Below are 12670 nucleotides of genomic sequence, written 5' to 3'. Positions count from 1 at the left end.
TTTCGCAATATTCTGAATTCAATTGCCAACGATCGTCGCTGACCAGCCTGCTGTTTTAAGCATCTCAAGCGCACTCACGACATCCTGCACGGTGGAATCCTTGGCAGGGATGATCGCCACAGGTCGTACTTTTTCTATACCTGCGTTGTCGAGCGCCGCAATCAACGCCTCAACCTTCACCCGGTCACCGTTCACCGACAGCTGTCCTTCTGCGAATACTTGCAAAAGGATTGGGGACTGTTCCATTTGCCCTGCGCCCTCAACTCCCGATGTCACATCCAACTTTTGGTAGATCGAGAACGTGGAGGCGAGCATGAAGAACATCAACAAAAGGAAGATCACATCAATCAGAGATGTGAGACCAGGCGCACGACTTCTTTTTGGAGCCTCACTAAGGCGCATCGTGAACAACCTCAAAACGTGGCTGTGTTCCAACCTGTTCCGCTTCTTCAGTTTGAGTAGCGATGGAGGTGACTGCCCCGGTGAAGAGTTCAGTGACGATCTTTTCCATTGCCCCCTGCTCGCGTTCGATGCGGCCTTCGAACAGTGACAGCATCACGGAAGCTGGGATTGCAACGGCCAGACCAACGGCAGTTGTCAGCAGCGCGACCCAGATGCCACCTGCCAGAGTAGATGGATCGACCTGCGAACCAGCGTCGGCCATAGCCTGAAACGCCCCGATCATACCAAGCACTGTTCCGAACAGGCCGAGTAGAGGAGCGATCTGGGCAATCATATCCAATGCCCGCAGATAACTGCGAAGATCCGCGAGATGCGTGAAGCAAACGCGCTCGACATCTTCCCGGACTCTTTTCTCTGGCACCTGCGGTTTCATGAGACCGCGCATGGCATGTGCCAGAACGTCGGAGACCGGAGAGCGATCTGTTACCACGATCCTGTAGGCCTGATCACGCTTGCCGACGCGCCAGAAGGCCACAGCCTGCTCAGCTTTACGATGACGACCAACGCCTGCAATCCAGAACTGCCAGAGTTTTGCAATAACAATTGTTAGAGCAAGTACGCTGACAACCAGCAGCAACCCAACAACCACACCACCTTTTGCAAGCAGATCCATAAAAGGTGTCATTGCTGCAGTCAGGCCCAGGTTTTCAATCATGGCATTCATTCTGGAAATCTCGTTGTTTTTCTAATTCGGTTCTGCAGCGGTTCAGAGTGTTAGTTCTATCGCAGCGCGAGAGGATACATTCAATGAGTCTAAGCAGCTAGCCGGAGATACATTTTCAGCTCCCTCGCATTGGCTGACATCATTGATGAGCAATGACGAGATGTCTGCACAACTGCTGGATGGGAGGTCATACTGCTGAACTCGCGTCTTTCCGGAAGGAAGACGACCTGTCTTCATGCTCAGGAAATCAGCAATTCCGCCTGCACTATCAAAGACTACCAAGTCCAACGCCAGTTGATTGATCTCATCTTTAAGGTGATTGCGAACAAGAAGGCTTACACGACACCCGTTCTGAGTGGTCTCAGCTTTATTCAACTGGAGAGCGATCACTGGTTCTCTTGTCGTGTTTGCTGCTTCAGCTGCAGTTATTTGCGTTATCCACAAGGCAGCAAGAGCAAGTGAAAACAGCTTAACCAACTTATTCATAGGACCCCAACCCAAAAATTAAAACTTAGTTGCAAATGCAAATCAGTCGCAGATATCAAGGATATCGTGGGCTGGCTGGCTGTTGAGGGAGAGAGTAACAGCTGGCTTGCGCATCGATATAAATCCTACTCCAGGACGGTTTGCGGGAGGACGCGATCTCCAGCAATTATTGAGTAGGCATTGCACTTGTAATAAAACATGAATATGAAAGTCAAGAAATAAACGCGATAGAGTCCCCCTAGCTCTTGAGGGTATCGCGACCATCCACGCTAGCCAAAATTGGGGAAAGGCTGAGGCGAATGACTGATATGGAAAAAGCTCAGGAAAGCTCACAAAGTCAGCCACATGAGCGCACTGTTGATAGCAAGGCACTCTTTGGCGATGAGCGCGAGATCACAATCTCCCATCGCGAAGATAACTACCGATTGTCGATCACGAAACTTGGCAAATTGATTCTTACTAAGTGAGAAGTTTGCCATGAAAAAAGCCGGCCTGAGATGAGGCCGGCTCTTTCCTTATTTGACTGTTCTGAGCCTTAGTTCAGAGCCTGCTGCAGCGCGAATGCATCGCCTTCGACCTTGAACAGGCCGTAAGAGCCAGGAACGTCGCCAGCATTGTCAAAGTTCAGGTCGCCAGATGCGCCCTTGTAGTCGATGTCTTTGCCAGCTGCGATCAGCTCAACTGCCTTCTTCCATTCACCAGGAAGAACAGCTTCACCCTGTCCGTCGGACACAGCAGCCATTGCCTCGGAAACCTTAGCAGCGTCACCACCAGCTTTTTCCAGAGCCAGAGCCATCAGGAATGCAGCATCGTAGGAGTTGGATACGAAGATTGCATCCGGGTTACCGCCAACCGCTTTGTACGCTTCGTTGAAGAGCTCAAGGCTGTTGGACTTCTCGCCTACTGGAGAAGAAGCAATGAATGTGGTCAGATTTTCAGCGCCGAGTTCACGGATGATTGCATCTGACTTCATGCCATCGCCGCCAACGAAGTTGGTGAAGAAACCGTTTTCCAGCGCCTGGCGCAGGATGGTCAGGCCAGTGCCGTCACCGTAATCGAAGATTACAAGCGTATCTGCGCCACCACGGGACAGCTCAGCAAGGTTGGAACGGTAAGATGCCTTACCTTCTTCGTGTGCTGAATATCCAGCAATCTCACCGCCGTTTGCTTCAAATTCAACTTTGAAAGCATTTGCAAGGCCGCTGCCATAATCGTTATTGAGGTAGGCAACAGCAACTTTCTTAGTGCCGAGGTTCAACAGCGTACGCGCGAGTGAGCGGCCCTGGAAGTCATCGGAAGGTACTGTACGGAATACCTGACCTTTATCTTCCAGACCTGTGATTTCAGGGGAAGTCCCTGATGGTGTGATCAGCGTGATACCAGCAGGAACAGTCACAGAGTTCGCAACAGCCAGAACTGAACCAGAGCAGTGTGGGCCGATAAGACCCGCAACCTGTTCAATGTTTACCAGCTTGGTTGCGGAATCCACGCCGTTCTGCGGGTTACACGCACTGTCGCCCACAACAGCTTCAAGCTTCTGGCCACCCAGAATACCGCCCTGCTCGTTCACCTGCTGGATAGCCAGTTTTGCAGAGTCCAGCATTGGTGGAGCCATAGCCGCGATTGGACCAGAAATACCTCCCAGAAGACCGACTTTTACATCAGCCTGAACAGCGTTGGATGCAAGTGCAGTAGCGCTGAACAAGCCTGCTGCCAATGCGATTTTCTTAAGCATCAGTTCACCTCCAAAGAGCCCTGTTTCAAATACTATCCGGATTGACCAGGGCGTTAAAATTGATTTCCACGAGTGCTGGCGTTATTTCGCTGCACTTTCTTGTTTTTGAAAGGTTTTGACTTCTGGACTGCCAGCGGTTCCCTGAGGTTCCGGCAAGATCCCTTCCGGTCTGAACCGGAGGACCAATTGCAGAAGCAAGCCAATGATAAACACGCGCATATACTTAGCTTTGATGGCGTATTCTGTTGGCAGCTGATCCGTTACAAACTCTGACGCAGACCAGATGATCCAGACAACGGCTACGCCGAGAAGTGCACCGCGATTGTTACCTGAGCCACCAAGGATCAACATAATCCAGATCAGGAATGTGGCGATCATCGGGTCGATGGCTTCAGGGGTTATGGAACGGTTAAAGTGAGCAAACAGCGCACCACCAAGCCCCATCACAGCAGCACCGAAGATGAATGCTTCCAGACGACGCGCCTTGATGTCCTTACCCATTGCCGTTGCCGCATCTTCATTGTCACGGATACCGCGCATCATACGGCCCCAAGGAGCCGAAATCTGACGCTCGATAGCCCAGTACACGACGAGCACGATGGCAAAGACCAGAGCAAGATAAGCCAGCTGGGAATACAGATAGGACAGATCACCAAATGGACGCGGGATCTTATTCACGCCGCGTGCGCCACCTGTCATCCAACCTTCTGACTTCACGACCAGACGGATGATTTCCGCCACGCCGATTGTCGCGATTGCCAGATAATCAGAGCGGAAGCGCAAGCATACTTTGCCGATTGGCCATGCAATTGCGCCAGCAGCGACCATCGCACCGATCCAACCCACAACAACGGGCAGCTGGTAGCCACCCAGATGGACAGCGGATTCTGGTGCCGTGAGCAGCGCAGATGAATAAGCTCCAACGGCGAAGAAGCCTGCGATACCAGCGTTAAAGAGACCGGAAAAGCCCCATTGAATGTTAAGGCCGAGAGCCAGAAGGGAGTAAATGCCGATAAAGATCGCCATGAACACCGCATAGTTAAGCAGACCGATGAGTTCCATGTTTCTTCCCCCCCCCTACAGAACTTTACCCTTGAGCAAGCCAGTTGGCCGCACAAGAAGGATGAGCAGGAGGATCGCAAACGCCATAGCGGCCTTGTACTCTCCCGGGATAAACAGAACAGATGTTTCTTCAGCTATGCCAACAATCAAGCCGCCAATGACTGCACCTTCCACACGCCCTACACCGCCAAGAATTGCAGCTGCGAACATTGGCAGAAGCATCGTCCAGCCCATGAGCGGTTTCAGTTCTGTGTTGATGCCAAGGAAGAAACCAGAAGCAGCACACAGAACGCCGACGATGCCCCAAGTCAACATTGTGATCTTACGGTTATCAACGCCAGAAAGCAGCGCAAGATCCGGGTTGTCGGACATGGCACGCATGGCCTTGCCCCACTTGGTTTTCTGCAAGAACGCCCACAACACGCCAACGATCACAAACATTGCAATGATGGTGTAGATCTCGCGATCACGGATGCGGATGCCCCAGTAATCATCTGGTCTGACGATACCACGGGTATATGTTTCTGTATCAACACCCCAGACCACCTGAACAACGGCACGCAACATGAGAGCGATACCTAGTGAGGACATCACCACGATGATCTTTGGACGCTCTGAGAGGTAGTCGTAGAATAGTTTGTCGATGCCGATCGCCATAAACGCGCAAACAACCATGGCAACGGGAAGAGCAACCCAAGGGCTTACTCCGAAGATGGTCACCACGCCGAGAGCCGCAAATGCGCCAAGCGTTGCGAGGTCACCATGCGCAAGGTGCGCAAATCTCAAGATGCCGAATACCAGCGTGATACCAACTGCGCCCAGAGCGTAAATTGAGCCCAGTACGATCCCCGGCATGAGGTAAAAATTGACGAATTCCATGAATGGCATTGGATTTTCCCTTATTACCCGCCGAGGAACATTTCAGCGACTTCACGATCTGCGAGCAGCTCCTGCCCCGTTCCTTCATGCCGGTTGCTACCAGCTGCAAGAACGTAGCCTTTGTCAGCAAATGCTAATGCTTGCTTGGCGTGCTGCTCTACGAGCAAGATCGAAAGACCTGCATCACGCAGGTTGCGGGTGATCTCAAAAATCTGCTCCATGTATTTTGGAGAGAGACCAGCGGTCGGCTCATCCAGCAAGAGCAATGACGGGTTGAGCATTAATGCACGGCCCATTGCCACCATTTGACGCTGACCGCCTGACAGGTTTCCAGCCAACGCATTGCGGCGTTCTTTGAGATCAGGGAACAGGGTGTAGACCCTTTCCAAGCTTTTAGAAATGTCACCTTTCCGTAGGAAGGCCCCCATTTCGAGATTTTCGTGAATGGTCATCTCACGGAAGATGTTGTTGACCTGAGGGACGTAACAAACACCGTGCTGTACAATACGGTTTGGCTTCCAGCCCGCGATATCTGTTCCATTGACGACAATAGAACCTCCGCGAACCTTCAAAAGGCCAAAGATCGCCTTCATCGCAGTCGATTTGCCAGCTCCATTCGGGCCAACAATTACAACAATTTCCTGCTCGGTCACTTGCATGTCGACACCCTGCAGGATGTCTGCATCGCCATATCCGCCACGAACACCTGTCATGGTGAGGATTGGTTTGCCGGAGTATTCTTGTTGCACGGAGTTCTTTGACATTGGTTGCTCTGCAATTGCTTGAGACGTCATTAGAGTGCAGCCTCCCCAACCGTTTCACCGAGGTAGGCTTCAAGCACCCGCGCATCAGAACGAACGGTCTGGAAATCACCTTCAATCAGAACCGAGCCTTCCGCCATACAGATGACCGGATCGCAGAGCTTCTCGATCATCTCCATATCGTGCTCAATCAGAACGAATGTGTAGCCACGTTCCTGGTTCAGGATTTGGATTTTGTCTTCAAGGCGGCGTAGCAATGTTCTGTTGACACCAGCGGCAGGCTCGTCCAACAGAACAAGCTTTGCATCGGTCATCATTGTACGACCAAGCTCAAGAAGCTTTTTCTGTCCACCGGACAGATTACCTGCACGCTCATTTACAACATGAGACAGTTCCAGAAACTCCAGTGTCTCTAAAGCTTTCTGGCGTACTTCTTCTTCTTGCTTCTTCACGCTGCCAAAGCTGAGCCAGTTCTGGAATAAGCTCTCACCCTTTTGAGCGGGCGGAACCAACATGAGGTTTTCGAGAGCTGACAGACGATGAAACTCATGCGGGATCTGAAATGTACGTACCAAGCCTTTATGAAACAGCTGATCAGAGCTGAGGCGCGTTACATCTTCTCCCAAAAATTTGATTTTTCCAGCAGTTGGCTGAAGGGCACCGGCAATCAGATTAAACGTTGTGGTTTTACCAGCTCCATTTGGACCGACTAAACCTGTGATTGTGCCCTTTTGAACCGAAAATGAGCAATTATTGACGGCTCTAAACCCGCCGAATTGCTTCGACAGCTGTTCGATTTCCAGCATTATTATCCCCCCAGACTGCAAAGGACTGGCGTTTTATTGTTGTCAAGCACCCACCTAATGCCCTTAGTAGCATATTATTTCAAGGCAGAAGTCCGCGCCATTTGCAGCCTAATCACTCGATTATTGTGGTTCTATCTGGACAAGTTGAGTGAAACTTTCCAGATTCCATCTCCCAACAACCTTCCCATAAGTTGCGAGGAAACAGCTTCGACTGCGCATATATTGCCTGAAACATATAGATAATTCCACTTATATGCGCAATTTAAAGAGATTTTAGAACAAAATAATTTCATAAATTGAGTAGTTTTCGCAGCAATCTTACAGATCACTGCGCACCTGCCAAAGTTCTGGAAACAGCACAGTATCCAACATTTTTTTCAAGTACGGTGCCCCTGAAGTGCCTCCAGTGCCCATTTTGCTTCCAATAATACGCTCTACAGTTGTAAGGTGATTGAATCGCCACCGACGAAAAAAGTCCTCAAAGTCGATTAACTTCTCCGCAAGATCGTAGAAATGCCAATTATCACGTGGATTGCGATATATTATTTCCCAAGCCTTCTGAACTGACGCATCAGTTGTATATGGCTTAGTGACGTCTCGGTTGAGTACTGCATCGGAGATTTCGAAGCCTGCACGCGCCAAAGCACGCACCATCTGATCATAGATGCCCGGTGCCTCATAAATCTGATGAAGCCATGCTGATACTTCCGGCATATGCTCATGTGGTTTCATCAGGGCCGGGTTTTTGTTACCGACCACAAATTCGATGGCACGGTATTGGTAGCTTTGGAATCCAGATGACTTGCCAAGGCTATCACGAAACGTGGTGTAATCGCTTGGCGTCATGGTGCGCAGAATGTCCCACGCGCTGTTGAGCTGCGCGAAGATCTTGTTGACGCGGGCCATCAGCTTTGAGACCTCAGCAAACTCATCCTTTGCCAAAGCAGTGCAAGCCTCCGACATCTCACGGATCGCCAACTTCATCCAAAGTTCCGCTGTTTGATGCTGAATGATAAACAGCAGTTCATCATGGGCTTCAGTTAGAGGTGCTTGCGCACCCAGTACATCGGAAAGACGAAGGTAATCGCCATAAGACATGTTTTCTTTGAAAGAGAGCTCTGCCCCGTGGTGCTCTAATTTGCGATCAATACTCTCAACCATGCTTATGTAACCTTGCTCTTCTGGTGGTATTCCGGCTTGTCCCAGAGATCTCCGGCAATAATTTCTTCAAGAATCTCAGCAGCTTTAAGGACCTCAGCAAAAGAGAGGTATAGAGGAGCAAACCCGAAACGGATGATATTTGGCGCGCGGAAGTCTCCAATCACTCCACGATCAATGAGTGCTTGCATGACTGCATAGCCTTGCTCATGACGGAACGAGACTTGAGAACCGCGCTTAAGTGGGTCCGTTGGTGACGCAAGCTCCAGATTAGGGCAGCGACGTTTGACTTCGGCAATAAACAGCTCACTCAACTCAATGGATTTAGCCTGCAACGCCTCCAAAGAAGTTTCATCAAACACATCCAAAGATGCATCCAGAGCGGTCATGGCAAGAACCTGAGGCGTACCAACGCGCATCTGGTCTGTTTTAGCAGATGGCGTGTATCCCAGATCGAAAGCAAACGGCGCATCGTGTCCCATCCAGCCCGTTAGTGGGTTGCCTGAATGGTTCTGATGCTGGGGTGCCACATAAACAAATGCCGGAGCACCGGGGCCGCCATTCAGATACTTGTAGGAGCAACCAACAGCAAAGTCCGCCTTTGCTTCCTTCAGATGGACCGGAAAAGCACCTGCTGAGTGGCATAGATCCCACATCGCCAACGCTCCAACAGAATGCGCTTTCTCAGTTAACGCTTTCATGTCGTGCTTGCGACCTGTGCGGTAATCCACTTCTGTGAGCATCATGACTGCAACAGTATCATCGAGGGCAGCCTCAACCTCTTCCGGAGCAACCAGACGCAACTCAATGTCGCCGCCGGTCAGTTCTTTCAGACCTTGCGCCATGTAGAGGTCAGTCGGGAAGTTTCCTGTATCGGAGAGAATAACTTTACGGCCTGGGCGCATCTTGATGGCAGTCGCCAGGACTTTGAAGACATTCAGAGAGGTGCTGTCGGCGCAGATCAAGGTTCCGTCATCAGCTCCAACGAGCTTGGCAATCCGGTTTCCGACTTTGCTTGGCAGATCAATCCAGCCGTGGCAATTCCACCCTTTAATGAGACTTTTGCCCCACTGCTCTTCGACTGCATTGGCTAAAACCGCAGACACATTCTTAGGTAGAGCCCCCAATGAGTTTCCGTCCAGATAGATAATCCCATCAGGAATTGAGAAAAGCTGGCGCAAATGAGCGAGCGGGTCAGCTCCATCTCTTTGCTCAATGCTTACTGCATCCAGTTCCACTATCAGCCCCCTATTATCGTTTTTATGATCACACTCTTTTTGGCATCAAAGCAATACCGAGCTGCGATTCCATTTTTTAATATTTCAAGTTTAAAGTATTTTTAGCAACAGTCTCGCCATGAAGTCTAGGTAAAAAGTATTATCTGGAAATTTCAGAACAAATATTCTAAATATGTAGAAAAGGAAATAAATCTCGCTCAACCGGGCTGCAATCACAGCTATATCTTGCAATAGCGCTGAAAAAATATAAGCAGTACACTAGATAGTCAGGGGCAGACCTAACTTCCTACCACAAACAAAGGAAAGCTCTGCTCACGGCTGAAGATCTGGATCAAACAAAAATGAAACTAGGCCGGATCACTGTTAAGGAAGAAACCCATGAAGAGTGCCCTTAGAAAGACAGAGGCACAAGTCTGGCCAGAACCAAAACGCCAGTTTGCTGCACTGCCTTTCAAAACGAATAAAAAAGGTAAGCTACAAATTCTTCTGATTACGTCCCGCGAAACCAAGCGTTGGGTTCTCCCTAAAGGCTGGCCAATGAAGGATCTCAGTGGTGGAGAAGCTGCAGAGCAAGAAGCCTTCGAAGAAGCTGGCATCAAAGGTGAGCTGACAGATCAAGCTGCGGGCATCTACCATTACCCTAAACTTCGGGTCACCAAAGAACCAATCCCTTGCCGCGTGAAGGTTTATCCGCTGGAAGTGACTGAGATGCTTGAGGACTGGCCAGAAAAGGACGAGCGCACACGGAAATGGTTCTCCGTAAGCGATGCTGTTCATGCTGTAGATGAGCCGGAACTAAAGGCTTTGCTGGCCAACTGGTCACCAGAGAAAAGCTAGGTAACAACCTGTTTTCTAGGCATGCTCAGCCTTAAAACGACGCTCCAGCCAACGGACACCTTGCGAAACAATCAGGATCAAAACCAAATATTCCAGAACAAGGACGCTGTAGATTTCGAGTGGTCGATATTCTGTGACGACCAGCTCATTTGCACGCCTTGTCAGGTCTTGCAGGCCAATCACGGACACCAAACTCGACATTTTCAGCATATAGACCAATTGGTTTCCGAGCGGTGGCAGCATACGGCGGATAGCAAGAGGAAGAATGATAAAACGAAGACGCTGAAAATAACTCAGCCCAAGAGAGCGCCCCGCTTCGATCTGTCCTTTGTCGACTGACTGTATACCTGCTCTGAAAATTTCAGCCTGAAACGCGCTGTCTGACAGGGCAAGAGCCAGTACACCTGCCCAGAACACGTTGATCGAAATATTCGCGACAACAGGCAAGCCGTAATAAACCCAAAAAATCAGCACCAGACTTGGCACTGAGCGCACCACTTCAACGTAAGTTCTGTTAAACGCAATTCCGTATTTATTGTCTGAAAGCCCCGGCAGAGCGACAATAAGGCCAACGAACATGGAGATTGCGATTGCTGTGAGCGAGACACTGACTGTTTCTTGCAGCCCGGCGATCATGAAACCGAGATTAACTCTTCCTGTCTCAGTATCTGGTGAGACTACATACCAGCCCCACTGGTCACCAGTGCAGCCCGCCAAAACGAATGCCAATGCGACGAGCACTGCTGCATTTCGGAATTTCAAGGTATCCACCTTCCAAATTTAAGAAGGCTGCCAACGGAAGCAAAACACGTAAGCAGCTCATGTATCTGCCTCAACACAGATAGATTGCCGGACACAAAACCTAGAGTGTCGTGCGCTCTTATACAAATCTTATAGAGACTTACCGCACACAATTAATTGAAGTCGGTTTTCTCTCAAAAACAGCATTGTAGTTATCGCTAAAATGGCTAGGTTTGCATTGGGCCAGATTCCAACTGCGTTTCAAGGAACTCTCATGAAGATGCTACGTTCATTTCTTACTGTAATTTTCGCCGCGGGCACGTTGTTCTCCGGCTCTGCATTTGCGCAATCCGCGCTTAACGAAATTTTGGATTCCGGTGAACTGAGGGTTGGTACAACCGGAGACTGGAACCCAATGTCTGTTCGTGATCCTGCCAGCAATGGTTATAAAGGTTATGACATCGACATCATGAACGAGCTTGCAACCGACCTTGGTGTGAAGCTCACCTTTATTCCAACCGATTGGAAAACCTTGGTGAATGGTATCGTTGCAGGCAAGTATAACCTGACTGGCTCTGCTTCAATCTCCCCAAGCCGCATGAAAGTGGCTGGTTACTCCGAAAGCTATATTTCCGTTGAGATCCTGCCGTATACGACCACCAGCAAAGTTGGTGAGTTCAACAGCTGGGACAACATCAACCAGAAAGACGTGACGGTCGCAACCACGCTTGGCACTACATTTGAGAAGCTGAGCAAGGAATGGTTCCCGAATGCGACTATCAAGGTTGTTGAGGCACCTGCTCGTGGTTATCAGGAAGTGCTGTCAGGCCGCGCTGATGTTTTCATCACCTCCAACATTGAAGGTGCTACGCTGAAAGCAAAGTTCAAGCAGATCACCAACGTGCCAGTTTCTGAAAGCAGAAACCCGACTCCGATCGCTATGTTGATGCCACAGACTGATCAGGTTTGGATCAACTACATCAACAACTGGATCAAGATTAAAAAAATGAATGGTTTCCTTGATGCGACAGCTCAGAAATGGGGCTTGGCGCAGTAAAAATTGTTCATGCAGAATAAGAAAGGCGCCTCAAATTGGGGCGCCTTTATCTTTTGAGCTCACGGCACGCTTATGCGTCTACCTGAATAAACTTTGCAACCCAATCCTGCATCGCTTTGCGGTTTATATCGATTGACGTTGCTGCATGAGAGAGAGATTGCATAGCTTGCCACCAATGTTGGCATTTAGGCTTCAGCATTAGCTCTCCACCAAACATACCAGCAAGCTGCTGAGCCTGAGAAAACGTTGTGGCAAAGGCTACATCAACCAAAGTAACATGATGACCGATCGCATACGGCTCAGCCTCAATCATGTCCTCCAAACGTTCGAACACAGCACTCATGTCATTGATCAACTGCTTGTAGATTTCATCCCTCGGCGGCTTTCCGGCTTTGATTGGGGCATAAAATGCACGAACTGATGGCTCAATCCGCGTGTCGTGCAGGCCCATCAATGCTCTGACTTTAGCGCGCTCGACAGGGTGTTCTGGCATTAGCGCTGGAGACGGTGCGGTTTCCTCAAGATACTCAAGGATCGCGTTTGAATCTGACAGAGCAGCTTCACCATCCTTCAGGCCGGGAATTGAACCCGCTGGAACGATCTTCTTATAGGCTGCTGATCCATATCCATCTGGGGGCGGTAGCTCGGCGTAATCCAGATCTTTCATATCCAAAGCAATTCGAACTTTCGCGCAGAATACGGATTCTGGGTAGGCATAAAATTGTATCATTGGATCACCAGATTGTGCTTAGCGGCGGCGCTGCTTTGTGCGCACGCTTGGGAA

The 12670-nt window shown here is 49.9% G+C and carries 15 protein-coding genes; 3 read left to right on the top strand and 12 right to left on the bottom strand.

Translation table 11 applies throughout. The annotated features are described in order from the left end of the window. Positions 1-18: 18 nt before the first annotated feature. From PsW64_RS26810 to PsW64_RS26800, 3 genes are read right to left on the bottom strand one after another with little or no spacing between them, the layout of a single operon-like run. Positions 19-402, bottom strand: a complete 384-nt coding sequence (locus PsW64_RS26810) for an ExbD/TolR family protein (protein WP_063305590.1) — start codon at positions 400-402, stop codon at positions 19-21. Beyond that, entirely contained in the window at positions 392-1117 is a 726-nt protein-coding gene (locus PsW64_RS26805) for a MotA/TolQ/ExbB proton channel family protein (RefSeq protein ID WP_208981049.1), read from the bottom strand. The genes PsW64_RS26810 and PsW64_RS26805 overlap by 11 nt, the downstream gene beginning before the upstream one ends. Before the next feature lie 51 nt (positions 1118-1168). After that, positions 1169-1612: a hypothetical protein gene (locus tag PsW64_RS26800; RefSeq protein WP_063305588.1), complete on the bottom strand. Its 444-nt coding sequence runs from the start codon at positions 1610-1612 to the stop codon at positions 1169-1171. Between the two features lie 299 nt (positions 1613-1911). Here PsW64_RS26800 and hemP point away from each other — a divergent pair, with 299 nt between their 5' ends. Beyond that, a complete protein-coding gene (hemP, locus tag PsW64_RS27285; RefSeq protein WP_082596781.1) occupies positions 1912-2079 on the top strand; it encodes a hemin uptake protein HemP in 168 nt (55 codons plus the stop codon). A 68-nt stretch (positions 2080-2147) separates the two neighbouring features. Here hemP and PsW64_RS26795 read toward each other — a convergent pair whose 3' ends face one another. The 7 genes from PsW64_RS26795 to kynU all read right to left on the bottom strand — a co-directional run bounded on the left by PsW64_RS26795 (position 2148) and on the right by kynU (position 9251). Beyond that, positions 2148-3347, bottom strand: coding sequence for an ABC transporter substrate-binding protein (locus PsW64_RS26795; protein WP_063286811.1), 1200 nt, complete (start codon positions 3345-3347; stop codon positions 2148-2150). Positions 3348-3428: 81 nt separating this feature from the next. Further along, on the bottom strand, positions 3429-4409 hold the full coding sequence (locus PsW64_RS26790) for a branched-chain amino acid ABC transporter permease (protein WP_057462849.1): 981 nt from the start codon (positions 4407-4409) through the stop codon (positions 3429-3431). A gap of 15 nt (positions 4410-4424) precedes the next feature. Next, the gene (locus PsW64_RS26785) at positions 4425-5297 is read right to left on the bottom strand and encodes a branched-chain amino acid ABC transporter permease (RefSeq protein ID WP_057462850.1); all 873 of its coding nucleotides are present in this window, start codon (positions 5295-5297) and stop codon (positions 4425-4427) included. Between the two features lie 14 nt (positions 5298-5311). Further along, positions 5312-6082 carry an ABC transporter ATP-binding protein gene (locus PsW64_RS26780; RefSeq protein WP_244271718.1) on the bottom strand — a complete coding sequence of 257 codons (771 nt, stop codon included), beginning with the start codon at positions 6080-6082 and terminating at the stop codon, positions 5312-5314. Further along, complete coding sequence (locus PsW64_RS26775; protein WP_057462851.1) at positions 6082-6855, bottom strand: ABC transporter ATP-binding protein; 774 nt, start codon at positions 6853-6855, stop codon at positions 6082-6084. Before PsW64_RS26775 ends, PsW64_RS26780 begins: the two co-directional genes overlap by 1 nt. Before the next feature lie 318 nt (positions 6856-7173). Next, positions 7174-8016, bottom strand: a complete 843-nt coding sequence (kynA, locus tag PsW64_RS26770) for a tryptophan 2,3-dioxygenase (RefSeq protein WP_063305587.1) — start codon at positions 8014-8016, stop codon at positions 7174-7176. Between the two features lie 2 nt (positions 8017-8018). Then, positions 8019-9251 (bottom strand): kynureninase, encoded by a 1233-nt coding sequence (kynU, locus tag PsW64_RS26765; protein ID WP_063305586.1) that lies wholly within the window; start codon positions 9249-9251, stop codon positions 8019-8021. Between the two features lie 378 nt (positions 9252-9629). Here kynU and PsW64_RS26760 point away from each other — a divergent pair, with 378 nt between their 5' ends. Continuing rightward, the gene (locus PsW64_RS26760; protein ID WP_063305585.1) at positions 9630-10088 is read left to right on the top strand and encodes an NUDIX hydrolase; all 459 of its coding nucleotides are present in this window, start codon (positions 9630-9632) and stop codon (positions 10086-10088) included. A gap of 15 nt (positions 10089-10103) precedes the next feature. Here PsW64_RS26760 and PsW64_RS26755 read toward each other — a convergent pair whose 3' ends face one another. Further along, positions 10104-10859 (bottom strand): amino acid ABC transporter permease, encoded by a 756-nt coding sequence (locus PsW64_RS26755; RefSeq protein WP_199914828.1) that lies wholly within the window; start codon positions 10857-10859, stop codon positions 10104-10106. A gap of 244 nt (positions 10860-11103) precedes the next feature. Between PsW64_RS26755 and PsW64_RS26750 the strand changes: the two genes are divergently transcribed. Further along, complete coding sequence (locus PsW64_RS26750) at positions 11104-11886, top strand: transporter substrate-binding domain-containing protein (RefSeq protein WP_208981048.1); 783 nt, start codon at positions 11104-11106, stop codon at positions 11884-11886. A 70-nt stretch (positions 11887-11956) separates the two neighbouring features. Here PsW64_RS26750 and PsW64_RS26745 read toward each other — a convergent pair whose 3' ends face one another. Then, positions 11957-12616 (bottom strand): glutathione S-transferase family protein, encoded by a 660-nt coding sequence (locus PsW64_RS26745; RefSeq protein ID WP_063305583.1) that lies wholly within the window; start codon positions 12614-12616, stop codon positions 11957-11959. Positions 12617-12670 lie beyond the last annotated feature (54 nt).

Source organism: Pseudovibrio sp. W64, from assembly GCF_001623145.1.
Lineage (GTDB): Bacteria > Pseudomonadota > Alphaproteobacteria > Rhizobiales > Stappiaceae > Pseudovibrio.
The sequence above is the reverse complement of the archived record's forward strand: the minus strand, read 5'-3'. Positions and strand labels throughout refer to the sequence as shown.